Source organism: Paenibacillus sp. 22594 (assembly GCF_052044425.1).
Classification (GTDB): domain Bacteria; phylum Bacillota; class Bacilli; order Paenibacillales; family Paenibacillaceae; genus Paenibacillus_AQ.
Window position 1 is genome coordinate 966,473 of sequence record NZ_JBQENA010000001.1, and the last position, 26,101, is coordinate 992,573.

A 26,101-nucleotide genomic window follows, 5' to 3' on the forward strand; every position below is an offset into this window, starting at 1 on the left:
TATTCCTATTTTCTTTTACGCGCGAGGATAGCCCTCAATATGTACTCATGTGTCCCGCTTCCGGGGCTTGGCAGCGATTCGGTAAAGGTTCCCGTCTCCACAATCTCCACCGCGGCAAAATGCTCCCGCAAATCCGCATCGCTGAAAAAGTGAGCGTACTTTCCTTCCTTATATTCATATGTGCCCGGTTCCAGCATTATCCCCTGGCCATTGTTCGGGTCTTCATCAGAGAAGCTGGTGAAATACATCAGACCTCCGGGCCGGAGCTGCGCAAGACTGGCATCTATGAGCTGTCGGCGCTCTGCGGCAAGAAATAAATGAAGGACATCATAGCAATATACTGCATCTACCCTAATGTCCAGCTGAGGCTCCAATGCCGATCCTTCAATAAACCGGGTTCTACCGTCCCACGCTGCGGCAAGTTCCAGGGCAGCGTGGCTGAGTTCTACCCCATAAGTATCCATATCAGAGGAGAACACCTTGGTGTTGCGTCCATATCCAGCACCGGGAACCAAAACGGATTGTACTCCGTGCTCAAGAAACCAAGCTTTGGCCTGAAAAGCCGATGGACTCGGCTGATTCCCCCAGATCATACCCTCGCGGGCAAATCTTGTACTCCAATACTCTGACATACGGTTTTCTCCTCCTAATGCCGGCTTTTCACTCTGTACCAGTATTGATAAATTTCCTGGAAGCCCAGCTTGTCATATAGTGCTGAAGCCCCTGCATTGGCCTGCACCACCTGAAGAAAAGAATGGGCCGCCCCCAGATTTTTGGCCCAGTTCAACAGGCTGCGCAGCATTTCCTCCGCCATCCCCTGCCGGCGGAATGCAGGAGCTGTACATACATCATATAGTCCGATGTACCCGTGCTGGATTACACCTAGCCCACAAGCCGCTGGTATATCATCCTTTAGCAACAGGGCATATCCCTGCTTCAAAGAGGAAGCGGACAGCATTCTTCGCAGGGTATCCCGGCTAGCAGATGACAGATCTGACATTTCCGCGAAAGCCTCCAGCCAGTCTACTGTTAGCTCCTCCCGGATTTGGACATTGTACCTTCCAGCTGGAGCGGGCAGATCCTGCAGATCCAGAGTCCTAACAGACGAAGGCTCCACGATCTCGTAGCCCTGCTCCGCCAAGCGTTCGTCCAGGTCTCCGGGCTGGATGAAGGGAGTGATTTTGAACACGGTGTTCAGCCCGGCACCCGCATAATACTGCTCGGCGAGGCGGATTTTGTCCATGATTTCCAGTCCGCTCTGCTGTGCATCCAGTCCGTATAGCGGATTTACTGAATTCGCACGTTTGGTGTAGCCTGCCGAGGTGCGGAGTACCCAGCCCTCCAGCAGCACACTTTGCTCCGCAGGCCAGGTATTCAGCGTGATTTCTTCAATATATTTATGCAAAGTTCGATGCTCCTCTTTGTCATTTTCCCGGATGTGAAATGATCATATTCCGGGGACTCTTTGCCATACAGGGCGATTTTCCCCTCACGATTATAGTGGATACCCCAGCCGTACCTTTTGGGCATCATGGAGGCTCATGATCTGGCCTCCTTCAAGGTAGGTTACATTTGTCTACTATCATAATTCACCTTGCTTCATCAAGCAAAGTCTAACGGCCCGATATTTGGTAAAACCTTAAATATACAGCAAAACGGCCATCTCTCCGCTTAAGCAGAGAAACAGCCGTTCTATGTGAAACTGGTGTGCAGTCAAAGCGGTTACCAGCTTGATTTGGTAATGCCGGGGATCTGGCCTTTGAGCGCAAGCTCCCGGAAAACAATCCTTGAAACCTGAAACTTGCTTAGGTATCCCCGGGGTCTGCCGGAAACGGCACAACGGTTCTTTTGCCGGGTAGGCGACGAATCGCGCGGCAGCTTTTGCAGAGCCATGTAATCCCCCTCAGCCTTCAGCGCTCTGCGTTTGTCAGCATATTCCGCCACCAGCCCCTGTCTCTTCATTTCCTTTACGATCTTCGATTTCTTGGCCATACTGCTCCATCTTCCCCCTTCATTGGTGTATTGCATCTAACTCTATTCGCTCAACGCTGTCTTCAGCGCTTCGAGGTTCTTACGCATAATGCTCAAGTAATCCAGATTGCTACTGCGGTCCTCATCGGTCAAGCCTTCAATCGGATTCAACACCGCGGTCTTGGCACCAATCTCCCGGGCGACCGTATCTGCGACACTGGATGATACCAGGGTTTCAAAAAAGATGGTTTTCACATCATGCGCCTTGGCGAACTCCACAATACCGGCCATTTGGGCGGCGGAAGGCTCCTGTTCCGGAGAAAGACCGGCGATAGGGACTTGCGTCAGGCCATACTCCTTCGCCAGATAGCCGAAGGCGGCATGCTGGGTGATGAAGTCTTTGCGCTTTGTATCTTTCAGACCTTCCTTAAAATCCCGGTCAAGCTGCTCCAGCTTGGCGATATAGGCATCACTATTCGATTTGAAGGTTGAAGCATTCTCAGGAGAAGCTGCGGACAAAGCGGCGGTGATCGTCTGAACCTCCTTGATGGCAAGAGAAGGTGCCAGCCAGACATGCGGATCAAGACCGCCATGGTCATGGCCTTCATTGGCATGTTCGCCTTCTTCATGAGAATGATCATCTTCCGCTCCGGTGTGATCCTCTTCTTCCTCTTCCGCACCTTCCATAATATTCAGCCCTTTACTCGCTTCAACAGCAACCAGCGGGGTGCCGGAAGCACTGCCGATCACCTGCTGCGCCCAGCCCTCCATACCGGCACCGTTATATACAAGCACGTCGGCAGCAGATATTTCAGCCATATCCTGAGCCGTCGGCTCCCAGTCATGCGGCTCTACTCCGGCTGGAATCAGCGTTTCCACATCGGCCAAATCGCCGACAATATTTTTGGTGAACTCATACATCGGGTAAAAGCTGACTTTGATGTCCAGCTTGTCCGCCTTGACATCGGTACCGGCGGCTGGCGGCTCTGTGCTTCCGGATGAAGCAGGGGCGGAACTTCCCGCATTGCTTGGGGTTTTGTTACTGTTACAGCCCGTGGCAATCAGGGTTAGGGCTAGGGAAAGAACGGCAAGGTGGCGGATTTTAAAACTCAGCATATTGGGATCAAGCTCCTTTTTTATGTGGACTTACGGACATTGCGGCGTCTTCGAACTGCCATCAGCTTCTGAATGGAAATGGCACCCAAGAGAAAGCATAATAAAATGAGGGCTATCGTACCTCCGGGCGGTGTGTTGATGTAGTATGAAGCGGTCAGGCCGCTGAAAACACCCGCAAGGCCAACACCGACTGAAATCAGAATGGCGGCGGTAAAACCGGATGCAATCCGCAAAGCGATGGACGCCGGAAGGACAATCAGCGCGGATACGAGAAGTACGCCGACAACAGGCATCGCCGCTGCTACCGTCATGCCGGTCAGCACAGCAAATGAGAATGACAACAAGCCGGTGTGAACACCGCTGATCGAGGCAGTCTCCTCGTCAAAGGTCAGGCTGTAGAGCGGACGCCGAAGAAGAATGAAATACAATAGGCCCACTGCAGCCACTATGGCAATCAGCCCCAGCTGGGTATTACTGACAGCGACGATGGAGCCAAACAGATAAGAGCTGAAGCTCCGGCTCAGGTTCTGTTTCAGACTCATCAGTACTACAGCCAGCGCAAGGCCGGAGGTCATTATGATCGCTACCGGAAGCTCGCTGTATGTACGGTAAGAACGGCGGAGTTGCTCAATGACAAGGCCACCGGCCACTGCCACTGCAAATCCGCTGAGCACCGGATTCAGCTGCAGCACTGAACCCAGCGCTACGCCGGCAAGCGACACGTGAGATAGCGTATCGGCCATTAGCACCTGCCCGCGCAGCATCAGGTATACACCCAGCAGCGGACCGATAATGCCGATCAGGCCCCCGGCCCAAAATGCGCGCTGCATGAATTCGTAACCAAGCATGTCCAGCCCTCCTGCTCTTTTCGTTCCAGACTAATCGTGGTGTCCAGATAGGGACTAGTCTCTTCAAGACCGTGTGTGACCATAATGACCGTCCGGCCGTGGTTGCTGACATAATGACGCATCAGCTTATAAAATCCGGTGCGGCTCCCGATATCCATGCCTGTTGCCGGTTCATCCAGCACCAGTACCTGCGGCTGCTGGGCCAGTGCCCGTGCGATGCAGATACGCTGCTTCTGCCCGCCGGACAACTCCCCGATCCTGCGGTTCCGGTATTCCCACATGTCCACCTGCCGCAAACTCCGCTCCACAAGCTCCTCCTGCTCCTTCGTAAAACGTCCGAACAACCCCAGCCTCGGATAGCAGCCGGACCGGACCAGTTCGATGACCTTGCTCGGAAATCCGGCATTGAAGGAAGCGACCTGCTGCGGAACATAGCCGATGACAAGCTTCCCTCCCTCCGTCATCTCCTTGTTAAGAGAAACGGTTCCGCTCCAAGGCCGAAGCAGACCGAGCAGAAGCTTGAGCAGTGTGGTTTTGGCTGCTCCGTTCGGACCGGTGATCCCGATAAACTGCCCGGCTTCAATATCGAGCGACAGGTTGTCAATGACCGGCTCATTTCCGTAACCGAATACCACATCCTTCATGGATGATAAAATCACGGCTTATCCCCTCCCTTTATCTTTTCGCGTCTGTTTCGGACGAGGTTATTCGTAATAATTACGTATTAACTCCAATGATATTATCGTAATAATTACGATTTGTAAATACAAAACGAGTGATTAATCGTAATAATTATGATTAGAGTCACGAACCATTGATAAATCAACGTCATATTTCGCCCACTCTAGTTGTCAGGTTATCCTCATGCAAAAGAGCCGGAATCACAGATTCATGATCCCGGCTCTTTCCATGATTCCAAACTCCAGCTCTAGATTCCGCTCCAATTAGATTGGTTTAAGCCTGCTTACTCCGAGGCTGCGACCCTTTCCCCGGCTGGCCAAGGCAGCGGGTTATTGAAGCTACTCCAATCCTGCTGCATCTCACCGCTGGTCAACAGGCATCTGTCCAGCCGGGCCTCAATATCCGCCCGGTTCATTCCGATGCCAATAAATACGACCTCATTCATGCGGTCGCCCCAGCGCTCGTCCCATCTGGCTGTCATATCGGGCTCGGTGGCAAGTACCTCAAGCTGCTGCTCCTCAGGCAGCGTTGCCAGCCAGTAGCCTGCAGGGCCGAACTGGATCGAGGGCCCCGCCTGGCTAATCGTTGCGGCAAGGTCACCGTTGGCCGCCAGCCAAACCAGCCCTTTGGCCCGAACCACTTCTTCCGGCCAATTGCTGAAGAAGAAGCTTAGCCGCTGCGGATGAAAAGGCGCTCTGCGGCGGTACACAAAGGAACTAATACCGTATTCTTCCGTCTCCGGTGTATGCTCCTCCTTGTTCAGCTCCGCAATCCAGCCGGAGGACATGCTGGTTCGTTCGAAATCGAACCGTCCTGTATTCAGAATCTCTTTGGGATCAACCACACCATTAACCGTACGGATGATCTTTGCGGCAGGTTGTAGTCTCCGCAGCACAGATTCAAGCTTGTTCAGCTCCCGCTCCTCCACCAGATCACATTTATTCAACAGCAGGACATCACAGGTTTCAATCTGATCGATAAGCAGATCAACAATATCGCGGGCATCCCCTTCTCCGGCAACAGTACCACGGTCAATCAGGCTGTCGCCCGAAGCAAAATCATGCCAGAAGCGGTTGGCATCAACTACGGTAACCATAGTATCAAGTCTGGCCAGAGCGGTCAGATCAATATCCAGCTCAGGATTGGCATAGGTAAACGTCTGGGCTACAGGCACAGGTTCACTGATGCCGGAGGACTCGATCAGAATATAATCGAAACGCCCCTCCGCCGCCAGACTCTGCACTTCACGCAGCAGGTCATCACGCAGCGTGCAACAAATGCAGCCATTGGACATTTCAACCAGCTTCTCCTCCGTCCTGGAAAGGGTGTTGCCTGATTTCACCAGGCCCGCATCCACATTGACTTCACTCATGTCATTGACAATTACGGCCACCTTCAGGCCGTCCCGGTTGTGAAGAATGTGATTAAGCAATGTGGTCTTGCCTGAGCCCAGGTATCCGCTGAGCACGGTAACAGGAATGGGATTCATAGATTATCTCCTTATCTCGCCTGAGATGTTATAGGTTTACAGCTTGTCTTACAACGATCCGTCGATCATCGGGTCTCACGGTGCAGCGTAACCCGCTTCAAGCGGGGGCTGTATTTCTTCATCTCGATTCGGCCCGGCTGAGTCTTCTTATTCTTGGTGGTGGTGTAATTGCGGTCGCCGGTTTCTGTACAGGCCAGTGTCACGATAACTCTCACAAACATCAGCTCCTTTCATTTTAATCGTAATTATTACGATTTAAACATTCTACAGGTTTATTCTGTTCACTGTCAACAGCAACCCTAAAAAATTTCAACTCTCTTAGATTTGTGGTCTTTCTGGCAGATCTATTACGTATAGATGGAATTATGAAAATATGATTCTTGCAATAGCAGGAATGTAGCAGGAGGGAGAAACATGAAGATACCGGTAATAATCCTGAGCGGATTTCTGGGGAGTGGCAAAACAACGCTGCTGCTCACGCTACTTAAGGAGAGTAAGGCAAGAGGGCTGAATCCCGGTGTTGTAATGAATGAACTGGGTAAAAAGGATGTCGATGGCTACATTCTGCAGGAGCATGGCGGCACCATTGTCGAAAAGCTCCTGGACGGCTGCGTCTGCTGCAGCCGCAAGGAGGAACTTCCAAAAACTCTGGGCCTGCTGCTCTCACGTCGGCCGGATGTGATCTTCATCGAGCTTACCGGCGTTGCCGACCCCGAGGAAATCGCCAAATCACTGCTGGAGCCTTCGCTTAGCGAGCGGCTGAAGCTGCACTACTCCATAACCGTGCTGGATGCGGAGAATGTGCTGGAATATGGAAGCCGCTTCTCTGCCGACAAGCAGCTTGTGCGGACACTGCGCCGCCAGCTGTCCAGCGCCGATCTGATTATTGTCAACAAGAGCGACCTCGTGGAACCGGAAACCCTATGGCGGATTGAAAAAATGGCCAGTCGTCATAATGCAGAATCCGAGATCGTATTTACACATTACAGCGAAATCAATCTCACTCCGCTGCTGGCAGGTATCATCCCCCGTGAACAGCGTACTTCGGTGCCACAGCGCGGGCGCAGCGATATGAACGGCACCACACTGAAGCGGATGAATAGTCTCCATGGCGGACAAGGAGCAACCGCTGTGCAGGAACCGGAATCCGCTCAGCAGGCCTCGTATTCGCAAGTAGCGGCTGTGACACTGACTTTTCCGCCAGAAGCGGCAAACGGAATCCGGATGGAGCAGCTTGAGGGCTTTTTCCGTGAATGGGGAGACAGCCTGGTGAGAGCCAAGGGGCATGTCCGGCTCGCCGGGCAGGACGGGGTCCAACTGGTCCAATACGCAGGAAACCGCTGCAACTGGGAGTTCTCGCGTTATCCCGGTCAGCCTTATCTGGTATTCATCGGACTACATCTGGACGAGAAGCAGCTGACGGACCGCTGGTCCGCCTTGTTCCAGCAGCCTTGACCACCCTTTCACCGCTCAAAATGCTGCCCCTGCTGATTCCTGCCGCTTTCCTGATTACAGCGGGTGTCCTCTGGCTTCCGGGTCACCCGCAGGTGCTGGACAATGCCTATACCGCAGCCTTTAAAACCGGATTTATCGGCATTCTGCTGGAAGCATTGCCGTTTGTCCTTCTGGGAGCGCTACTCTCCTCACTCCTTCGTGTATTCGTACCGGATGAGATGATCTCACGCTGGATTCCGCGTCGTCCGGTCCCGGCGATCCTGTTCGGCTGCCTGCTTGGCATTCTTTTCCCTGTATGTGAATGCGGGATGATCCCGCTGGTCCGCCGCCTGATGCATAAAGGGATGCCGCTATACGTGGCCATCGTCTTCATCCTGTCGGGTCCAATCCTGAATCCAGTCGTCTACGGAGCCACATTGACGGCCTTCCGTGCCCATCCGGAGCTGGCTTACGCACGGATGGGACTGGCCTTTCTCGTGGCCGCCGTGATCGGTTTTGTGGTGTATGCCACCGTCCGCAAATCACCGCTCCGGCTCTCGATCAGCCGGGAGGGCGGAGAAATTCATGAACGCAGTACGCGCGGCGGCAAACTGGTTGCTGTATTCGTGCATACGTCGGAAGAGTTTTTTGAAATGGGCAAATATCTAATTATCGGCTGTCTGCTCACCTCCGGCATTCAGACCTTTATGGATCAAGGCAGCCTGGCCGCCATTGGCGGGAAGCCGCTGGGCTCCTATCTGTTCATGATGGGGCTGGCCTATGTGCTCTCGCTATGCTCTACCTCAGACGCTTTTGTTGCCTCCACTTTTCTGCATACATTTCCCAGCGGCTCCCTGCTAGCCTTTATGGTGCTGGGACCGATGCTCGATTTCAAAAACTCTCTGATGCTGCTCTCGCTATTCAAGACCAAATTTGCTTTTTATTTGTTTTTTCTGATCTTCTCTGCTGTGTTTATCTCTTCCGTTCTAGCCTCACTGTGGCTATGACACTTCATGAACGTTCAGGAGGTCCGCATATGAATGACTCCCGTAGCATCCGGCTGCACTATGGATTCAGGTCGCTGGTCCTGCTGCTCTTCGCGCTCTATATCGGGCACCTGGTTCAGCAGGATGCGCTGCATTACTATGTCGCCCCCAAGCTGGCACGCTGGATTCGCCTTTGTCCGGTACCGCTGGCACTGATGGCGCTAAGTCTCGGAATCCAGGCTTTATTCGGCAAAAGCACGCTGCTCTGCGACTGCGAGCACCGCCTGCCGAGATCCGGACTGGGCAGCGCCATGCTGTACAGCCTGTTTCTGTTCCCGCTGCTGCTCGGCTTCCTCCTTCCCGACCGCTCGCTAGGCAGTGAGGCAGCGGCCAAGAAAGGTATCGCCTTATCGTACATTGCCGAGGAAGCCGCTGAGCATGTGAAATTCAATGCCGCAAGTCCTTACCTGGAGGAGTTCGCCGAGCTCGCCGGGAAGCTGTATGTGCAGCCTGTAATCCAGGTGTATCCGGAGATTTTTTCGGAAACCCTGGGAGCTATCGACTTGTTCAAGCCGCAATTTGAGGGCAAATTGATAACTGTGACCGGATTTTTGTATCAGGAGAACGGGGAAGGGTCCAAAAAGGCGTATGCAGTTAGCCGCTTTCTGGTGCAGTGCTGTACGGCGGATGCAACTCCCCTGGGCATCCTCCTTGATCCCGCAACGCAAATAAGCCTGCCCGCTGATACCTGGATTGAGGTTAGGGGCAAGCTCCATATGTCGTTTTATCAGGGCAAGGAAGTCATAGAAATAATACCCGACAGCATTGTTCCGGTTCCGCCTCCCTCCACTCCCTATGTCTATACCAATGCTGACTCGGTGGCTGCCTGGGCTGAGATCCATGAACCCGGACTCATGGCTGAATAACCTCAGCCTTTAAAATCTTCGTGTGTCAACGCCTGCGCAGCCTCTTCAGGATGAACCGCAGCCAAACTGTAATCGCCGCATAGATCACAAGAACCACGATTAGGGTGAGCGTCCGCTCTTTGGCGGAGCCGTCGGCGAATAGCACCGGACCCAGGCCGAAGAATGTGGTCAACAGATACAGAATTGCAAACAGCACATACAAAAGCCCTCTCATTCACAAGCCCCTTTTCAAAAAAATACAACTTATCTATGGATATGGGCGGACCATTCCCGCAGCACCCTGTCTACTTCAGCCGGTGAGATCGGCTTGGAGATAAAGTCCTGCATACCTGCTCTAAGACACAGCTCCTTGTCCTCTTTGCGGGCAAAAGCCGTAGCAGCAACAATAACCGGAGACAGTCCCATTTCGTGGCGAATGATGCTGGTCGCTTCAATCCCGTCCATGAGCGGCATTTGAATATCCATGAACACCAGATCATAATGATGCGAGCGCACTGCCTCAACAGCCCTCTCTCCGTTCAACACCACATCGGCGCAATATCCGCGCTTTTTGAGGTAGGTCTGAAGCAATTGCAGATTCACCGGGTGATCTTCAGCAATCAAGATGGACAACGGACCGTATTCACCTTCCGAGGAGGTTCTGTCCTCAGCATTCTTCTCATTACGCGTATCAGCGGCACTTATGGAGAGTTGATCATAGGAAAGTTCCGACAGTGGCAGGAAAACATGGATAGTGAAAAAGAATTCCGCCCCTTCTCCTTCGCTGCTGTCTACGCCGATCATTCCGCCCAGCAGTTCCACCAGCTTTTTGCTGATCGCCAGCCCAAGTCCAGTGCCGCCATACTTACGGTTGATCGAGGGGTGAAGCTGGGAGAAGGACTGAAACAGAAGGCCCTGGCTACCTTGCGGAATGCCAATTCCTGTATCTTTCACAGTGAATTTAACAACCAGATCACCGGTATCAGCAATGGATTGCAGCTTCGCAGTAATGTGAATTTCGCCCTCTTCAGTAAATTTCACTGCATTGCCGAGGAGATTCACCAGAATCTGGCGCAATCTGGCCTCATCTGTCACCACAAGTACCGGTAAATCCGAGTCCAGCTCGCAGTGGAGAAGCAGGCCCTTTTCCTTGACTTTTGGATAAAACAGCTCAGTCACATTCTGGAGCACCTGGGACAAATCCACCGTCTGCAGATCCAGCGTCATCATCCCGGCTTCAATCTTGCTGAAATCCAGTACCTCGTTCAGAATATGCAGCAAGGACTCGCTGCTTTTATTGATAATTTGCGTGTAGTATTCCTGCTCTTCATCAAGCTCGGTTCCAGCCAAAAGATCCGCCATGCCAATAATCCCGTTCATCGGCGTGCGCAGCTCATGGCTCATGATTGCCAGGAATTCCGACTTGGCCCGGTCTGCCTGCTCCGCTGATTCCTTTGCCCTTACAATAGCCTTCTCTTCCGTAATGTCCCGGAAGACGACAACCGCACCCTTCCGTTCCCCATGATCAAATAATGGAGACATGCGGTATTTCACCAGGAAGCTGGAACCATCCTGTCTCCAGAACACCCCTTCCTTGTCCTCGTAAGATAGATAGCTTGCGAGGGAGTCCGATAGTGACCTACGTCCGCTGGTATACGGTTCGGCGTCCAGCCACGTCTGTTCCACGGTATGCAGTTTAATATTCCTCGCCAGTTCACCTGGCTCATACCCCAGCATCGTCGATGCAGCCGGATTAATAAACATCGTTTCGCCCTCAAGATTCATACCAAAGATACCTTCGGAGACCGAATTCAGGATCAGCGCATGCTCATAGCTGAGCTTCTCAATCTGCTGCAGATGGCGTTTGCGTTCTGTGATGTTGCTGGTAATACCGAACACACCCACGACTTGGCTGTTCACCATAATCGGCACATAGATCACGCTGACCTCAACCGGATAACCTCCCCTGTGGATCAGTCTGCTCTCAAAGGTCTGAGGTATTCCTTTCGCTGCCTGCTCAAAACGTTCCTGGGCAAAATCCAGCTCTTCCGGATCAATAATTTCGCTGTAACTGGAATGCAGAAGACTCCCGCGCGGATAGCCGCTCAGTTGCTGAAGACTGGCATTCAGTGACTGGATATGCCCATCCAAATCCATCGCACTGATCGCAGACGGATTATACTCAAACAGGGATTTATAACGGTTCTCACTTTCCAGCAGCTTGAGTTCATATTGCTTGCGCTCGGAAACATTTCGGGTGACACAGACCATTTCGGCTTTGCCGCCCGGGCCTGCACTGATATGGCGCAGCGTCGTTTCCACCCATAAGTAAGAGCCATCCTTGCACAAGAAACGGAAAATGATAGGCTCCAGCTTGCTGCCCTCCATGCTCTTCTGCAGATAAGAATGAACTCTGTCAACATCATCCGGATGAACGTACTGCATGCCACTCGAGCCTTCCAGCTCCTCTGGTGTGTAACCTAGCATAGGCTGGCAAACTGGCGAAGCATATAAGTAAGCAGCCTCGCTGTCTGTGGTATTCCGGGAGATAAAATCCAATGAATTCTCAGAAATCAGCCGGTAGTTCCGCTCACTCTCACGAAGCTGCTCCTCCATCCGGTAGCGTTCGGTGATATCCTGTACAATACCATTCATCTGTAAGGTTTTACCTGCTGTATCCAGCACGACTTCCCAGTAGGTATAGATAACCCTGCGCTCACCCTTGTCGTTCTCAATTCTAAACACCGATTGACCATTAACCCCGGACTTCAATGTCTTGTACAGCTCCACCCGCAGCTGCGCCAGGTCCTCCGGAACCACGCGGGCTAACAGCTGCAAGTAATCGATATGGCTGTGCGTGCCGATTTCGCCATTTTCGCACATATCAAAAATAAACCGCAGCTGTTTCGAAACAGTCATTTGCCCGCTTGGGGAATCCCATTCCCATGAACCCATCTGGCCCAGTGCCTGGGCAGTTGCCAGCATATTCTCATATTTCTTGCGTTCTGTGATATCACGGGCAATAGTCAGTACCTGCTCTACATTCCCATCGCTGTCACGCATCACCTGAAATGAATTTTCGAGCCACAGATAATGCCCATCCTTATGCCGGGCCCGGCGGGTAAACACATCACTGTCGGAATAAGCCTTCCCGTGCTCAGTCATTTCTATCACATCTTCTTCATGATAGAAATCCGGTCTTTTCCTGCCGATCACCTCTTCCATCGGGTAACCAAGCAGCTTCTCAACGGATGGAGACACGTAGCGTACCGTTCCGTCCGCATCCGCAAAGGAAATCATATCCGGTGTATTCTGCGTAATCAGATTATAGAGCAGCCGGTCCTCCTCAATCTTTTTCTCGGCGAACTTACGGCTTGTAATTTCCGTCAATTCGGCAATTAGGTGAAGAGGATCACCGGTAGTCTCATCAAACGTTAAGAAAATATGTAATGCAATCCAAATGATCCTGCCGTCCTTGCGCACAAAACGTCTCTCTTTATCTACAGCCGCACCGGGACTGCGCAGCAAATATTGCATAATCATATCATGATCAGCAGCAGGCTTATCCTCCGGGTACGCAATATCCAGGTAACGGAGATTCATCATTTCTGCTTCCGAATACCCGAACATACTGCAGAGCGCGGGATTCGCCATAATCATGGTACCGTCTTTCGTGGAGACTACTGCGAACCCTATAGAGGACCGCAAAAACAGATGCTTAAAGAGTATGTCGGTCAAGTGATAGAGCCTCCTCTGTGAAAGTGGGGACTGAAACTAATCCTAGTATACCTTTTTTTCGGAAAAGATGCTTCTGGTGTGAATGACGAGATATGAAAGAGTACGTAAAAAAGGTCCGCAATTGCCTAAGCAATTACGAACCATGTTTGTAAAGTAATGCGGTCAAGAGGACTCGAACCTCCACGATATTGCTATCACTGGCACCTGAAGCCAGCGCGTCTGCCAATTCCGCCATGACCGCACAATATGAACTTCAGCGTTTTGATCGCTGTAAATAAGACTATACTCTCTTTTCTAATCAATTGCAAGAGAATTTTGTTGGAGCTTATTGAGCTAAGAACGAATATCTTATTAAGTTAAAGTAAATAGCGGATTCCGGATTTCATTATACAAAATATCACTTGAAATAGTTAATTAATCAAAGTAAGTTATAATAAATACTTAATAAAGAAAGGTTGTTCTCCTTGGATGCTATTGATTACAAAATTATCAGGGCTGTTATGGATAATGGAAGGATCACCTGGGCTGAATTGGCCGGGTTGCTAGGCCTCTCTTCACCGGCAGCGGCGGACCGAGTGCGGAAGCTGGAGGAACAAGGCGTGATTAAAGGATACACCACACTAATCGATGCTGAATCCGCCGGCTACGGACTGGGGGCGATGATTGCGGTCTCGCTGGAGCGCCCTGCGCACCGGAAGGCTTTTCTGGAGCTGGTGCAGAAGCTGCCGGAGATTCAGGAATGCCATCATACAGCTGGAGATGATGACTATATTATGAAGGTGCGCTGCCAGGGGACGAGTGACCTAGACCGGATTATCAGTGAGGAGCTGAAAAGCTTGCCGGGCATTGTCCGCACCCGCACCACCATTATTTTGGGAACGGTCAAAGAAACCTCAAATATCCCGCTCCCTCCTTCGGAACGTACGCCATGATTCTTTGGAGTGCACTCCTTGGCGGTATCGGCTTTGGCTTCGTCGTTGCTGTTCCAGTCGGCCCTATGTCCCTGCTATGTATGAACAGGACTCTGCAGCAGGGATTCACGGCAGGTCTTGCCACCGGTCTAGGGATTGCTCTGGCGGATGCGGGTTATGCCCTGGTGACCGTTTCCAGCTTCAGGATAGTGAATGAATTCACTGCTGCATATGCTCTGCCACTCCGGCTGCTGGGCAGCCTGTTTCTTGGCTATCTGGGCATCAGAGGTCTGCTGCCCGTCATGGCCAGGTCTAAGGTTGAAGCCAGCCACAGGGGCATCCTCTATTGTCTGGGGTCATCCTTCCTGCTGACTTTGGCCAATCCGGCCACGATCCTGAGCTTTGCGGCGCTCTCGGCTTCACTTGGAACGTCGATCGGGATTTCATGGCTTCTGCCTGCGGGTATCGCGATTGGCTCCACCTGCTGGTGGCTGCTGCTCACCGCTACAATGTACTGGACTTGCGCCAAACTTCCCACCTCCTTCACCCGCTGGCTGAACCTCTGTTCATCACTGCTTCTGATCCTGTTCAGCTTGTACGGCATCCTCACCGCACTTACCGGATAACTTCACTGAGTTTAACTCTTATCACCCACAAAACGGCTACTACCCGCTCCAAGTCCTACTATGAACAGTAAAATGCTTACCACAGCAAGTAATGCCAGCGGCACGTTCCAGCTATGGGTCACGTCATGCAGCAGTCCGAACAGGGCGGGACCCATTGCAGCGAGCAGATACCCCACAGATTGGGCCATACCGGACAGCCCGCTGGCTTCCTGTGTGCTGCGGGTCCTCAGACTGAAGAACATCATGACGAGGCCGAAGGCAAACCCGCCGGCAATTCCGATGCAGATAGCCCAAACTGCCATCCAGCCACTGCTGCCCAGCCAGACCCCGAGAATCCCAATCATAAAAAGAATAGATGTAATGAGCACCAGGCTGCGCTGGTTTTTCATTTTGCCCGCCCAAAGGGGCACGAAAAAAGTAAACGGCAGCTGGGCCAGCTGCATGAGAGAAAGAATCCAGCCCGCATGGCTTGAGGTCATTCCCCGTTCAACCAATATCACGGAAAACCAGGCAATCAGCACGTAATACAGCAGCGATTGCAGCCCCATGAACAAGGTGACCTGCCAGGCCAGCGGAGACCGCCAAAGCTGAACAGAGGATTGCCGTTTAGCTTCGCCGCTGCCCCTTGTCATATTCCTCATCTGAGGAATCCAGAACAGTGTCGCCAGGGCGGCCACGACAAACCACATCGCCAGTGTCTCCCGCCAGCCGAAACCGGCATGCTGCGCCAGCGGGACGCTGATGCCTGAGGCAGCCGCCGCACAGATATTCATGGATAGGGTATAAACTCCGGTCATAAGTCCGATATTTTCCGGGAATCTTCCCTTGATCAATCCCGGCAGCAGTACATTACAGACGGCGATAGACAACCCGATCATCGCTGTGCCCGTGAACAGCATAGCCGTTCCAGAACCCGAGCGGATCAGAATGCCCATGGACAAGGCCAGCATAGCCAGCATAAGAACATTGGCGGTGCCAAATCGCAGAGCCAGCTGTGGCGCAAAAGGTGACAGCACAGCAAATGCCAGCAGCGGTAATGTGGTAATCGCTCCCGCCAGAGTATTTGACAATCCCAGATCATCACGGATCATGCCCAGCAAAGGTCCAACGGAGGTGAAGGGAGCCCGAAGAGCCGCAGCGACGCAGATTATCCCCACGACAAGCAGAATACCGCTGGCTTCCTTGTCCGGCCGGGCCTTGCCCAATTCCGGTAATGCAGCATCTTGATGTTTTGCTTTCATGTTGTCCTCCCGATTGCAGTCCTTCACCCTTACACTCCAAAGGCTTGTCCGGGTAAAAAGGCTGTCTTATGAAATAATCACATTTTTACATTATATCCCCTCCCAGAATGCTCTGCACTAATTTTCCGGCAAAGTTTCCGCAGCGCGCAGCAAAAAAGCCAGTCTGAGGGACTGGCTTTACGTTTAGAGACAGATCACTAATTAAACCCAGAGGGATTTAGAAATGATAACGAGCAGGATGAACAGTACCAAAATTGCGCCAGTTGAAGTAAATGCACCGTATCCTCTTACATTTTCACTCATGTTAACTCCTCCTTTATACTTCTATACACTACACTATGAACATAGAACATCCGGGGATTGGGTGATTTAGCAAAAATACGCAGGTACTGTTCTCCATTAAAAATATCTTTCCGTTGACAAAACACTTCACCCTCTTTAGTATCCTTAACATGAGGCTCCTATTGAGAATGAATCTCAACAGAGAAACATCACTATACAGAAATGAGTGAATAAGAGATGCTGCGTCGTTTTTTTTCCTATTACCGTCCATACAAAAAATTATTTATACTCGACTTCACCTGTGCGGTGGGAGCCGGTCTGCTGGAACTGGCATTTCCAGTGGCGGTAAATAAATTCATCGACGAATTGCTGCCCGGGCAGGACTGGCCGCTGATTCTGATCGCCTGCATCGCACTGATGGCCATTTACGCGCTGAATACCGCAATGCAATATATCGTTACCTACTGGGGGCATATGCTAGGAATCAACATTGAGACCGATATGCGCAAAAAAATGTTCGATCATATCCAGAAATTATCCTTCCGGTTCTTTGACAACAATAAAACCGGTCATCTGATCGGCCGGATTACGAATGATCTGAACGATATCGGCGAGGTGGCGCATCATGGGCCGGAGGATGTGTTTATCGCAGTGATGACCCTTGTAGGCGCATTTATCCTGATGGCCGATATCAATCTCAAGCTTGCGATTATTACCTTCATCATTGTTCCGCTTATGGCCTGGATCATTATCCATTTTGGCCGTAACATGACCTCCACTTATCACCAGCTTTTCGGCAATGTGGGCAATTTCAATGCCCGGATTGAGGACAATGTCGGGGGAATCCGCGTGGTTCAATCTTTTGCCAATGAGGAGTATGAGAAACAGCTGTTTGCCGCCGACAATCTGATGTTCCGCAAGACCAAGCTCATGGCGTATAAGCTGATGGCCAAAAGCTCGTCGGTCAGCTATATGATGACCCGTCTGATTACGATCGTCGTGATGATCTGCGGTGCCTGGTTCTTCATTCAGGGTGAGCTTGAGATTGGCGAATTTGTTGCGTTTATTCTGCTGTCCAATATCTTTTTCCGGCCGATTGACAAGATCAATGCTGTCATAGAGAGCTATCCAAAAGGCATTGCCGGTTTCAAACGCTACCTTGAGGTCATTGATACAGAGCCCGATATCGCCGATCAGCCCGGCGCTGTAGATGTCCACTCCCTACGCGGAGATATCGTCTTTGACCGTGTCAGCTTCGGTTATGATCCGGGCCGTCCGGTGCTGGACAGCATCAGTCTGAAGGTAAATGCAGGTGAGACCATTGCTTTTGTCGGGCCATCCGGCGCAGGTAAAACCACCATTTGCAGCCTGCTGCCCCGCTTCTATGATGTGACCGGCGGCTATATTTCCATTGACGGAACCGATATCCGCAGCATGAAGCTGAATGCGCTGCGGAAGCAAATCGGGATTGTGCAGCAGGATGTCTTCCTCTTCTCCGGCACCATCCGCGAGAATATCGCTTACGGCAAACTCGATGCCGAGCTGCCTGAAATCTGGGAGGCAGCGAGACGCGCGCATCTGGAAGAACTTATTAACGGCTTGCCTGCCGGAATGGATACCGTAATTGGCGAACGCGGCGTGAAGCTGTCCGGCGGGCAGAAGCAGCGGCTCGCCATCGCCCGGATGTTCCTGAAGAATCCGCCGATCCTGATTCTGGACGAAGCGACCTCGGCACTGGATACCGAGACGGAAGCCGCGATTCAGCAGTCGCTGGCGGACCTGTCCGTTGGTCGGACAACCCTTGTGATCGCCCACCGTCTGACGACCATCAAAAATGCTGACCGGATCATCGTCGTCAACGAAGACGGCATCTCCGAGGAAGGCCGTCATGAGGAACTCGTAAATGCCGGAGGCACTTACAGCCGTCTGTATCAGGCACAGTATAATGCATAGGCGTAAGTCTTCATAAATCAAACGTCCCTTACAGAATGTCTATCCTCAGCTTTTCATGAGCATGCTGAACAAGCAAAAACCTTCCGCGAGACGCCTCAGAACCAGGGCGAATACGGAAGGTTTTTTGTGGTGTAATATCTCCGGAAAAGTCACTTTCTAACCTCCCCGCTATACCCTGTGCCGCTTCCGGTACTCTGCCGGACTCATTCCAGAGGTGTTCGTAAACACTCTGCTTAAATAAAATCCGTTCTCATAGCCGCAGCGTTCGGCGATCTGTGCCAGGGTTAGCTCACTGTCCTTCAGCAGCGTGCGTGCTTTGGTTAGACGGATGGATTTCAGGTACGAGGATGGCGTCTCCCCGAACGCTTCACGGAACCGCCGTGTTAACTGCACCGGACTTAGTCCCAGGCTCCGTGCGGTGTCCAGCAGACTTAACGGTTCCCAGGCCTGTGCAGTGATGAACGCTGCCGCATCCGCCATCAGGGCATCTTCTGTAAATTTGCCCACCCCAGCGGCCTCTCTGCTCTCCATGTGGTACAGCTGCCATAAATCCGCAACGAGGTGCGTTTTCCATCCCAAGGCTTCAGGACTGCTGTCCTCGGCAAGCTGGCGCAGATAGGCATAAGTGGAGCTCAGCCGTTTCGTGTCATTCAAATGAAGCAGACCCGGAGGAAGCTCGCATCCGGCATCCGCAGTGAACTGGATATAATGAAAGGTCAGCGGCGTGACCGTTTCCCGGATGAAGGGGACTCCCGGCGGACAGACCACCAGATCTGCAAATCCCGCTTCCCCCGAGTGCCTGCCAATCTCAAAGCGGAACACGCCCTCTTCAACAGCAAAAACCACCCATGTATCATAACGGTCGCTCGGCAGTGCAAACTCCCTCTTCTGCCTCCAGTAGATATGGTTCAGCAGCTCCATGCCCCGCCTCCTTGATCTGAAATAAAGTATATGCTAAATGATAAATACATGCATTTAAAAAGTAAAGTGGCAGCTTCATTATGAAACTATAGATATGTTCAAACATCAACCGATAAGAGGTGCTGTAGTGATGAAGCAGGAGCTAGTGAACAATGACATTACGGTGATCGGGGGCGGATTGGCCGGGGTATGTGCGGCAATCGCTGCAGCCAGACTGGGACAAAAGGTGGCGCTGGTGCAGAACCGCCCCGTTCTTGGGGGCAACTCCAGCAGTGAAGTGCGTGTCTGGGTCTGCGGAGCAACTGCGCATGGTACGAACCGATATGCCCGCGAAACCGGCATTATGGGCGAGCTGTTCATCGAGAACCAGTACCGGAACCCCGAAGGCAATCCTTATATATGGGATTTGGTTGTGCTGGAGGCCGTAAAAGCTGAAGCGAATATTTCACTGTATCTAAATACAGATGTTCATGAGGTACAGGCTGAAGGCCCAGAGCATGACCGGATGATCACTGCCGTGGTAGGCTGGATGATGGCCTCTGAGCGGCGGATCACGTTCAAGAGCAGCCTGTATCTGGACTGTACAGGCGACGGATTGATCGGCTTTCTGGCCGGGGCCAAATTTGCCCTCGGCCGGGAAGCCCGCAGTGAATACGGCGAGGAGTGGGCTCCAGAGATTGCCGACGGGATTACGCTTGGCAGTACCATTCTCTTTTATACGAAGGATACAGGGATACCGGTAAACTTTGTTCCGCCTTCCTTTGCCAAGGATATCTCGGAGACCACGATTCCGCTCCGCCGGGTCATTAAAAGCGGCGACTCCGGCTGCCACTACTGGTGGATTGAGTGGGGCGGCGAGCACGACACGGTACATGACAATGAAATGATCCGCGACGAGCTGTGGTCGGTCATCTACGGCATTTGGGACTATATCAAAAATTCCGGCAAGTTCGGTGCCGAGAACATGACGCTGGAATGGGTCGGCTCACTGCCCGGCAAACGTGAATACCGGCGGTTCACCGGCGACTACGTGCTGAACCAGAATGATATTATCGCCCAGCGCGGGTTCGTGGACGGTGTGGCCTTTGGCGGTTGGTCGATCGACCTCCATCCCCCGCAGGGGATGTATGCCGATGCCAGCGGCTCGAAGCATATGCATGCGGACGGGGTGTATCACATCCCCTTCCGATCCCTGTACTCCGTAAATGTGCGGAATATGCTCATGGCCGGGCGAGATATCAGCGCCACCCATGTCGCCTTCGGCACGACGCGGGTGATGGCAACTTGCGCCGTCATCGGCGAAGCCGCCGGCACCGGGGCGGCGCTCGCCAGCCGCTTGGGGCTTACGCCGGGCGAGCTGCAGGCGCGGCACCTGCCGGAGCTGCGGCAGACGCTGCTGCGGCAGGACGCTTCGATCATCGGCCTGCGCAGCAGCGATGAAGCGGATCTGGCCCGGGAGGCGCGGGTAAGCGCCTCTAGCGCGCGCTGCGCGCTCGGGCTGACGCAGCCGGGCGAAGCCTGGCCGCTGCGCAGCGATGTTGCCGTGCTATTCCCGGCAGACCCGGGAATCCACGGCTTTGAGCTGCTGCTGGACGCGGAGCAGGCAGCGGAAGTGACGGCCGAGCTGTGGGACACCGGCCGCGGGGAGAATTACGTGCCGCATACTTTGCGGGCACGTGCAACGGCACATGCCGCAGCCGGGCGGCGGCAGTGGGTTGCCTTCGATCTGCAGTGGCAGCCGGAGGAGCCGCAGAACGCTTTTGTAATCATCAAGGCGAACCCTGCGGTCAGCCTTCATCATTCGCTGGAGCCGCACAGCGGCGTGCTGGTCTTCTTCAAGGATGAGCACCCGCAGATCTCGAAGGATCTGGAGGACCACTCGACGGATCAGCTCGTCGTCCTCTGGAAGATGAAGGGCCAGGCCAGGCGGCCGTTCTGCTTCCGGCTCAGCTCGCCGACGGCGGCGTTCGCGCCGGACAAAGCGGTGAACGGCTATCACCGCCCGTTCGGCGGTCCGCAGCTGTGGATGTCAGAGCCGATCACGGCCGGCAAGTCGGAATGGCTGCAGCTGGAGTGGGATACAGAGCAGAGTATTGCCGAGATTCACCTGACCTTCAACGATGATGTGAACGAAGATCTGGTGAATCTGCACCATCACCGTACTCCTTTTACGGTCATCCCCGAGCTGGTCCGTGATTACCGGGTGGAGGCCCAGGGTGCTGGCGGACAGTGGACGGAGATTGCAGGCGGCACCGGTAACCGCAAACGCAAAGTAATCCATCTGTTGCCGGAGCCTGTGCAGGCACAGCGTATAAGAGTCTTCATAGACGCAACAAACGGAAGCCGGCACGCGGAGTTAATCGAAATCCGGGCGTATGAGGAAGCTCACTAAACCTTCAATCTGCGGCAGGTGTTACGTAGTAACAGAAACACAAATTTATTAGAGCATGCTGAGCACGAGGAAAATTCTAATTTACTGGAAACCGAGTACGCGGCTCATAATTAGGTGGAAAAAGGATCACTACTTCTGAGGTATACGCGCATTTCAGCATGCTAAGTGGAGAAAGGATCACTAATTCGCCTGCTGAACCCTGTTGCCGGGGTTTTTGGTTAAAATAGGTCTACTTTTTCCATATAATAACCCAATAAAGTTTATTTTCAACAAATAAAGTTTTTTTCCATCTATTTCTCCCGTTGCTTGGACGAGAGGCCGAATACATGAGAGTCACTTTGAGAGTTTCCGAGGGGCTTTGAGGTTTTTTTGCGGGGGCTTTACGAGGGCTTTGCGGGGCCTTAGTTTGATTAAGTAAACGGACCCACATCTACGGGAATATAGAGCGTGAACTTGAGCATGTTAGGCTCATACATGAGGAATGCCTTGTTATTCAATGCGGTTCCTCAAATATCGCTATGCCTTCTCAAGTTCATTGAAATAAAACGAAGCCTCCGCTTTGCCCATAAGGCTATGCGGAGGCTTTTTCATACGGCATAATATTAATGGTCTGTGTGATTACCTGTGATATCTGTTTGTTGACACATCTATGTCCATACGGATATCGACTGCGTACATTGGGGAGCTACTTACCGGACTACAGCTGCCCTACTTCTTCGCAAGATGCACCTTCAGCAGCTTGCCCTTCACTGTTGTGTCCTTCATCGCCTGCAGCACCAGTGCGCCTTTGCCGTTCAGGATATCCACGTAGGTTACATTGTCCTGGATCGTGATGATCCCGATGTCTTCAGCGGTGATCCCTTCCAGCTTGGCAATGGTGCCGACGAAGTCAACAGCTCTCAGCTTCTTTTTCTTGCCTCCGTTGAAATACAGCTTCATGATGTCCTGGTTCATGACCTCGGTTTTGCCCTTCTTGCGGACCTGCTGTTTGCCCAGCTTCTCGTCAAAAGCAGGTTTGGCATAAGCCACGGCATCCTCTGAGGGAGCTTTCATCACCGGCAGACTGAAGCCGATATAGCTCTCAATGTCTTTCACCCATTTGTGCTCGTTCGGCGTAGCGAGGGTGATGGCTTTGCCGCTTTTGCCTGCGCGTGCGGTGCGTCCGGTACGGTGCACATAGCTCTCTTTTTCCATCGGAATATCGTAGTTGATCACATGGGTGATGTTCTCAATATCAATGCCGCGCGCGGCTACGTCAGTGGCGATCAGATAGCGGAACTGACCCCGTTTAAAAGCGTTCATCACCTCAAAGCGCTCGTCCTGCATCATGCCGCCGTGAATTTTGTCTACCGGGTACTCCAGATCGGCCATCCCCCGGAACAGCGCGTTCACCTGATCCTGCGTCCGGCAAAAAATAATGCAGCTGTCCGGATTCTCCACCGTAAGCAAGTCGCATAAGAGTCCAAACTTTGCAGCTTGTCTCACTTCAATCAGTGCATGCTCAATCGTCGCTGTCGTGATACCGCTGGCTTCAATCTCAATATCCACCGGCTCCGTCATATATTTGCGGCACAGGTTCTTCACTGCATCCGGCAGTGTGGCGGAAAATAGCATTGTAACGCGATCACGGGGCAGCTTCTGGATAATCTGTTCAATCTGCTCAATAAAGCCCATGCTCAGCATCTCATCCGCTTCATCGATCACCAGATATTTAATCCGGTTCAGCGGCAGCGTACCGCGCTCGATATGATCAAACACACGTCCCGGGGTGCCGACGACGACATGTGTTTTTTGCGTAAGTTCAATCTTCTGCGGGGCAAAAGGCTGCTTGCCGAACAATGCGACTGCCTTGATCCGCTTGAAGCGGCCAATATTGGTGATGTCCTCTTTGACCTGTGCAGCCAGCTCGCGCGTCGGCGTCAGCACCAGAGCCTGGGGCTTGTTCTCCGCCCAATCCACCAGCTCGCAGAGCGGGATGCCGAACGATGCGGTTTTGCCGCTGCCGGTCTGTGATTTAACGATTAAATCCTGACCTTTCAGGGCAACAGGAATGACCTTACTCTGTACCTCAGTCGGCTCCAGATAGTTCAGTACGTCCAGCGCGCGGATAATCTCTTCATTCAAACCATAATCTCTAAATTGCAATTCACTCATGTAGTTGTTATTCCTTCCATATTGTGCATTCTATTATTATAACAGCTTCTGGCCCCCTTGATTCCATTCCTTATAAAATTGCTCCAAAAAGCTCAGCATGAACTCATGCCGCTCCACCGCAAGTTTGCGCCCGTAGGCAGTATTCATCAAATCCTTCAATTTCAGCAGCTTTTCGTAGAAATGATTGACCGCCGTACCTTTGGAATAGTCGCGGTACTCCTTCTGGAGAGATTCATCACGCGGAGGAATCTGCGGATCATAGACCGGGCGGCCTTTAGCCCCTGAAAAAACCATCACCCGTGTAATCCCGATCGCACCCAGTGCATCCAGCCGGTCTGCATCCTGTACTACCTGTCCTTCGAGTGTGGACATTGGTACTCCTCCGCCGCCGCTGAAGGACATCGTTTTAATAATCTGCATGATGTGCCCGATTTGTCCCTCATCGTTCAAATGCTTCTTCAACCAGTTATGTACTTTATTTAGGCCCGCTTCTTTGGACGGGTTCAGCTTCTCATCCGCCACATCATGCAGCAGCGCGGCTACTGTGCAGATAAACACATCCGCATTCTCCATCTCCGCGATCAGTGCCGTCATGTTGCGCACACGGTCCGTGTGGAACCAGTCATGGCCGGTTTTATCCTGTCCCAGCTGCTCTTTGGCAAAGCTCTCGGCCTGGGCGATAATTTGTGTATCCTTCATAAATAATTCTCCCTTGTTATTGAAGTTGTTATTCGATATAATGTGCAGTAATCCAGCCTTGAAGGGACATGATTCGCATGAATAGCATAACCATCATACTGAATCAGCTTCATCATCACAAGCAGCGTTAGCACTCCTGAACATTTTTCAGGGAGGGCTGACGCTTTTCGCGTTTGGCCTCCCTGCCGCATATTAGGCGCGCGGGACCATGAGGTCCGGCGCGTTTTTTGTTATTAATGGGCAATATGGTTTCAGCGGAGCGTTTCGCGCAAGCGTACTGGGAAACCGGGAATGCCATTCAAAGCCCAGGCTTCATTTTACACAAAAAATAATAAGGAGCTGCTAAACATGCAGAACGTTAAAGGTACCTATGATTATTTCGGCCGGGAGCAGTCCATCCGCCAAAAAGTCCGCTCCACGCTGACCGAACTGTTCGAGCTGTATGATTTTGAGTCGATGGATACAACCCTGCTTAATGAGCTAGAGCTGCTGACCTCCAAATATGCGGGAGGCGACGAGATTCTCCGCGAGATGTATCAGTTGACCGACCAAGGCGGCCGCAAGCTGGGGCTTCGCTACGATCTGACCATTCCCTTTGCCAAGGTGATCGCTCTGAATCCGGGCATGGAGTTCCCATATAAACGCTATGAGATCGGCAAGGTGTTCCGGGATGGACCGGTCAAAAAAGGCCGTCTGCGCGAATTCCTGCAATGCGACGCCGATGTGGTGGGCATCGCAGGCCCGCAGGGAGAAGCAGAGCTGATGCAGCTCGCAGCGGAGGCCTTCCGCAGACTAGAGATTCCCGTCATCCTGAAATGGAACAACCGGCGCTTCCTTGGGGAGATACTGGAAGCAACTGGAGTTCCGCTTGAAGATCACCTGTCCGTGATGCTGACTCTCGATAAGCTCGCCAAAATCGGAAGCACCGGGGTACTTGCAGAGCTTATGCAGAAAGGACTGACTCCGGTTGCCATAGGCACACTTAAGGAACTGCTGGACATGGATTCCCCTTCCTTTGAAGAGCTAGCGGTAAAATATGAGCTGGACGGACAGCCAGGCCTGCTGGAGGTGCTAGCCTTGCAGCGGCTGATTGCAGGAATCGGACTTGCGCAGATCTGCGTCTTCGATCCTTTTCTGTCCCGCGGCCTGTCGTTCTACACGGGTACCGTTTATGAAATCTTCGACGCTTCCGGTGCCTATACTTCCAGTCTTGGCGGTGGAGGAAGGTATGACTCTATTATTGGCAAGCTTGTGGGACGAGATGACATCGAATATCCTACAGTGGGCATCTCCTTCGGCATGGAGTCGATTATGGCGTTGCTGGGAGAACGGCCTATCCGGGAAGAAGCTTCAGGGGTACTGATTATACCGATTGGGGAAGTTATGCCGCAGGCGTTGACTGCCGCCGCAGCACTTCGCGCTGCAGGCATCCGCACTGCCGTGGATACCGGGAAACGCAAGCTGAAGAAAACACTGGCCGCAGCGAATACGAAGGGTACCCGCTACGTTATACTGATCGGAGAAAGCGAAGCTGCTGACGGCAAGCTCCGGCTTAAAGATATGTCGCAGCAAAGCGAAGAGCTGGTCACAGTAGAAGCGGCAATTGCACAAATTGCCGAATAACCGGAGCGTCCAGCGGACGATCTGGAGCGGCCGTACGTGAGGAATACCACCGCAAGGGCATTGGCAAAAAGCTGGTGAACGTGTTGAGCAGACAATTGGGTAGGACGCAATGCTGATGTTATCTGCCCCGA

General features: G+C 52.5%; 24 protein-coding genes and 1 tRNA gene. 8 read left to right on the forward strand and 17 right to left on the reverse strand.

Annotation, left to right across the window (positions count from 1 at the left end; all coding sequences use genetic code 11):
• Positions 1 to 5 precede the first annotated feature (5 nt).
• From ACTJKB_RS04520 to rpmG, 9 genes are all read right to left on the reverse strand, one after another.
• The gene (locus ACTJKB_RS04520; RefSeq protein WP_440832047.1) at positions 6 to 632 is read right to left on the reverse strand and encodes a class I SAM-dependent methyltransferase; all 627 of its coding nucleotides are present in this window, start codon (positions 630 to 632) and stop codon (positions 6 to 8) included.
• 14 nt (positions 633 to 646) lie between these two features.
• A complete protein-coding gene (locus tag ACTJKB_RS04525) occupies positions 647 to 1,405 on the reverse strand; it encodes a GNAT family N-acetyltransferase (protein WP_440832049.1) in 759 nt (252 codons plus the stop codon).
• Positions 1,375 to 1,533, reverse strand: coding sequence for a DUF6157 family protein (locus tag ACTJKB_RS04530; protein WP_440832051.1), 159 nt, complete (start codon positions 1,531 to 1,533; stop codon positions 1,375 to 1,377). The genes ACTJKB_RS04525 and ACTJKB_RS04530 overlap by 31 nt, the downstream gene beginning before the upstream one ends.
• Positions 1,534 to 1,722: 189 nt before the next feature.
• Positions 1,723 to 1,992: a 30S ribosomal protein S14 gene (rpsN, locus tag ACTJKB_RS04535; protein WP_440832723.1), complete on the reverse strand. Its 270-nt coding sequence runs from the start codon at positions 1,990 to 1,992 to the stop codon at positions 1,723 to 1,725.
• 42 nt (positions 1,993 to 2,034) lie between these two features.
• A complete protein-coding gene (locus ACTJKB_RS04540; protein WP_440832052.1) occupies positions 2,035 to 3,087 on the reverse strand; it encodes a metal ABC transporter substrate-binding protein in 1,053 nt (350 codons plus the stop codon).
• A 20-nt stretch (positions 3,088 to 3,107) separates the two neighbouring features.
• The gene (locus ACTJKB_RS04545; protein ID WP_440832725.1) at positions 3,108 to 3,941 is read right to left on the reverse strand and encodes a metal ABC transporter permease; all 834 of its coding nucleotides are present in this window, start codon (positions 3,939 to 3,941) and stop codon (positions 3,108 to 3,110) included.
• Entirely contained in the window at positions 3,887 to 4,594 is a 708-nt protein-coding gene (locus ACTJKB_RS04550) for a metal ABC transporter ATP-binding protein (protein ID WP_074112773.1), read from the reverse strand. The genes ACTJKB_RS04545 and ACTJKB_RS04550 overlap by 55 nt, the downstream gene beginning before the upstream one ends.
• Positions 4,595 to 4,899: 305 nt before the next feature.
• On the reverse strand, positions 4,900 to 6,105 hold the full coding sequence (locus ACTJKB_RS04555) for a GTP-binding protein (RefSeq protein ID WP_440832054.1): 1,206 nt from the start codon (positions 6,103 to 6,105) through the stop codon (positions 4,900 to 4,902).
• A 65-nt stretch (positions 6,106 to 6,170) separates the two neighbouring features.
• Positions 6,171 to 6,320: a 50S ribosomal protein L33 gene (gene rpmG, locus ACTJKB_RS04560; protein ID WP_074086058.1), complete on the reverse strand. Its 150-nt coding sequence runs from the start codon at positions 6,318 to 6,320 to the stop codon at positions 6,171 to 6,173.
• Between the two features lie 199 nt (positions 6,321 to 6,519).
• Here rpmG and ACTJKB_RS04565 point away from each other — a divergent pair, with 199 nt between their 5' ends.
• Genes ACTJKB_RS04565 through ACTJKB_RS04575 form a run of 3 tightly spaced genes read left to right on the forward strand, consistent with a single transcriptional unit; the run spans position 6,520 to position 9,451 of the window.
• Positions 6,520 to 7,560, forward strand: a complete 1,041-nt coding sequence (locus ACTJKB_RS04565) for a CobW family GTP-binding protein (RefSeq protein ID WP_440832055.1) — start codon at positions 6,520 to 6,522, stop codon at positions 7,558 to 7,560.
• A complete protein-coding gene (locus ACTJKB_RS04570) occupies positions 7,557 to 8,546 on the forward strand; it encodes a permease (protein ID WP_440832057.1) in 990 nt (329 codons plus the stop codon). Before ACTJKB_RS04565 ends, ACTJKB_RS04570 begins: the two co-directional genes overlap by 4 nt.
• Positions 8,547 to 8,575: 29 nt before the next feature.
• Positions 8,576 to 9,451, forward strand: coding sequence for a TIGR03943 family putative permease subunit (locus ACTJKB_RS04575; protein ID WP_440832058.1), 876 nt, complete (start codon positions 8,576 to 8,578; stop codon positions 9,449 to 9,451).
• Between the two features lie 25 nt (positions 9,452 to 9,476).
• Here the strand turns inward: ACTJKB_RS04575 and ACTJKB_RS04580 are convergent, their stop codons facing one another.
• The 3 genes from ACTJKB_RS04580 to ACTJKB_RS04590 form a co-directional block, all read right to left on the reverse strand.
• Entirely contained in the window at positions 9,477 to 9,665 is a 189-nt protein-coding gene (locus ACTJKB_RS04580; protein WP_440832060.1) for a DUF6954 family protein, read from the reverse strand.
• Positions 9,666 to 9,694: 29 nt separating this feature from the next.
• Entirely contained in the window at positions 9,695 to 13,168 is a 3,474-nt protein-coding gene (locus ACTJKB_RS04585) for a PAS domain S-box protein (RefSeq protein ID WP_440832061.1), read from the reverse strand.
• A gap of 157 nt (positions 13,169 to 13,325) precedes the next feature.
• Positions 13,326 to 13,409: transfer RNA gene (locus ACTJKB_RS04590), tRNA-Leu, on the reverse strand.
• 223 nt (positions 13,410 to 13,632) lie between these two features.
• Between ACTJKB_RS04590 and ACTJKB_RS04595 the strand changes: the two genes are divergently transcribed.
• Positions 13,633 to 14,100: an Lrp/AsnC family transcriptional regulator gene (locus tag ACTJKB_RS04595; protein ID WP_440832063.1), complete on the forward strand. Its 468-nt coding sequence runs from the start codon at positions 13,633 to 13,635 to the stop codon at positions 14,098 to 14,100.
• Positions 14,097 to 14,705, forward strand: coding sequence for a LysE family translocator (locus ACTJKB_RS04600; protein WP_440832065.1), 609 nt, complete (start codon positions 14,097 to 14,099; stop codon positions 14,703 to 14,705). Before ACTJKB_RS04595 ends, ACTJKB_RS04600 begins: the two co-directional genes overlap by 4 nt.
• A gap of 11 nt (positions 14,706 to 14,716) precedes the next feature.
• Here the strand turns inward: ACTJKB_RS04600 and ACTJKB_RS04605 are convergent, their stop codons facing one another.
• Positions 14,717 to 15,946: a CynX/NimT family MFS transporter gene (locus tag ACTJKB_RS04605; protein WP_440832067.1), complete on the reverse strand. Its 1,230-nt coding sequence runs from the start codon at positions 15,944 to 15,946 to the stop codon at positions 14,717 to 14,719.
• Between the two features lie 201 nt (positions 15,947 to 16,147).
• Positions 16,148 to 16,249: a YjcZ family sporulation protein gene (locus ACTJKB_RS04610; RefSeq protein WP_440832069.1), complete on the reverse strand. Its 102-nt coding sequence runs from the start codon at positions 16,247 to 16,249 to the stop codon at positions 16,148 to 16,150.
• Between the two features lie 216 nt (positions 16,250 to 16,465).
• On the opposite strand from ACTJKB_RS04610, the gene ACTJKB_RS04615 reads away from it, so the two are divergent.
• Positions 16,466 to 18,181, forward strand: a complete 1,716-nt coding sequence (locus ACTJKB_RS04615) for an ABC transporter ATP-binding protein (RefSeq protein WP_440832071.1) — start codon at positions 16,466 to 16,468, stop codon at positions 18,179 to 18,181.
• 168 nt (positions 18,182 to 18,349) lie between these two features.
• Here ACTJKB_RS04615 and ACTJKB_RS04620 read toward each other — a convergent pair whose 3' ends face one another.
• Positions 18,350 to 19,102 carry a helix-turn-helix domain-containing protein gene (locus ACTJKB_RS04620; protein WP_440832072.1) on the reverse strand — a complete coding sequence of 251 codons (753 nt, stop codon included), beginning with the start codon at positions 19,100 to 19,102 and terminating at the stop codon, positions 18,350 to 18,352.
• A gap of 130 nt (positions 19,103 to 19,232) precedes the next feature.
• Between ACTJKB_RS04620 and ACTJKB_RS04625 the strand changes: the two genes are divergently transcribed.
• A complete protein-coding gene (locus ACTJKB_RS04625) occupies positions 19,233 to 21,494 on the forward strand; it encodes an FAD-dependent oxidoreductase (protein ID WP_440832727.1) in 2,262 nt (753 codons plus the stop codon).
• 708 nt (positions 21,495 to 22,202) lie between these two features.
• On the opposite strand, the gene ACTJKB_RS04630 is transcribed toward ACTJKB_RS04625, so the two are convergent.
• Entirely contained in the window at positions 22,203 to 23,648 is a 1,446-nt protein-coding gene (locus ACTJKB_RS04630) for a DEAD/DEAH box helicase (protein WP_440832073.1), read from the reverse strand.
• Between the two features lie 36 nt (positions 23,649 to 23,684).
• A complete protein-coding gene (locus tag ACTJKB_RS04635) occupies positions 23,685 to 24,347 on the reverse strand; it encodes an HD domain-containing protein (protein WP_440832074.1) in 663 nt (220 codons plus the stop codon).
• 348 nt (positions 24,348 to 24,695) lie between these two features.
• On the opposite strand from ACTJKB_RS04635, the gene ACTJKB_RS04640 reads away from it, so the two are divergent.
• Positions 24,696 to 25,970, forward strand: a complete 1,275-nt coding sequence (locus tag ACTJKB_RS04640) for a histidine--tRNA ligase (protein WP_440832076.1) — start codon at positions 24,696 to 24,698, stop codon at positions 25,968 to 25,970.
• Positions 25,971 to 26,101: the final 131 nt, after the last annotated feature.

What these genes read in the sequence shown, in the direction of transcription:
- ACTJKB_RS04635 (WP_440832074.1), bottom strand. Translation starts at nt 24,347, where the DNA reads ATGAAGGATACACAAATTATCGCCCAGGCCGAGAGCTTTGCCAAAGAG.
- ACTJKB_RS04565 (WP_440832055.1), top strand. Translation starts at nt 6,520, where the DNA reads ATGAAGATACCGGTAATAATCCTGAGCGGATTTCTGGGGAGTGGCAAA.
- ACTJKB_RS04610 (WP_440832069.1), bottom strand. Translation starts at nt 16,249, where the DNA reads ATGAGTGAAAATGTAAGAGGATACGGTGCATTTACTTCAACTGGCGCA.
- ACTJKB_RS04580 (WP_440832060.1), bottom strand. Translation starts at nt 9,665, where the DNA reads ATGAGAGGGCTTTTGTATGTGCTGTTTGCAATTCTGTATCTGTTGACC.
- ACTJKB_RS04600 (WP_440832065.1), top strand. Translation starts at nt 14,097, where the DNA reads ATGATTCTTTGGAGTGCACTCCTTGGCGGTATCGGCTTTGGCTTCGTC.
- ACTJKB_RS04530 (WP_440832051.1), bottom strand. Translation starts at nt 1,533, where the DNA reads ATGATGCCCAAAAGGTACGGCTGGGGTATCCACTATAATCGTGAGGGG.
- ACTJKB_RS04640 (WP_440832076.1), top strand. Translation starts at nt 24,696, where the DNA reads ATGCAGAACGTTAAAGGTACCTATGATTATTTCGGCCGGGAGCAGTCC.
- ACTJKB_RS04630 (WP_440832073.1), bottom strand. Translation starts at nt 23,648, where the DNA reads ATGAGTGAATTGCAATTTAGAGATTATGGTTTGAATGAAGAGATTATC.
- ACTJKB_RS04605 (WP_440832067.1), bottom strand. Translation starts at nt 15,946, where the DNA reads ATGAAAGCAAAACATCAAGATGCTGCATTACCGGAATTGGGCAAGGCC.
- ACTJKB_RS04520 (WP_440832047.1), bottom strand. Translation starts at nt 632, where the DNA reads ATGTCAGAGTATTGGAGTACAAGATTTGCCCGCGAGGGTATGATCTGG.
- ACTJKB_RS04575 (WP_440832058.1), top strand. Translation starts at nt 8,576, where the DNA reads ATGAATGACTCCCGTAGCATCCGGCTGCACTATGGATTCAGGTCGCTG.
- ACTJKB_RS04615 (WP_440832071.1), top strand. Translation starts at nt 16,466, where the DNA reads ATGCTGCGTCGTTTTTTTTCCTATTACCGTCCATACAAAAAATTATTT.
- rpsN (WP_440832723.1), bottom strand. Translation starts at nt 1,992, where the DNA reads ATGGCCAAGAAATCGAAGATCGTAAAGGAAATGAAGAGACAGGGGCTG.
- ACTJKB_RS04555 (WP_440832054.1), bottom strand. Translation starts at nt 6,105, where the DNA reads ATGAATCCCATTCCTGTTACCGTGCTCAGCGGATACCTGGGCTCAGGC.
- ACTJKB_RS04540 (WP_440832052.1), bottom strand. Translation starts at nt 3,087, where the DNA reads ATGCTGAGTTTTAAAATCCGCCACCTTGCCGTTCTTTCCCTAGCCCTA.
- ACTJKB_RS04620 (WP_440832072.1), bottom strand. Translation starts at nt 19,102, where the DNA reads ATGGAGCTGCTGAACCATATCTACTGGAGGCAGAAGAGGGAGTTTGCA.
- ACTJKB_RS04625 (WP_440832727.1), top strand. Translation starts at nt 19,233, where the DNA reads ATGAAGCAGGAGCTAGTGAACAATGACATTACGGTGATCGGGGGCGGA.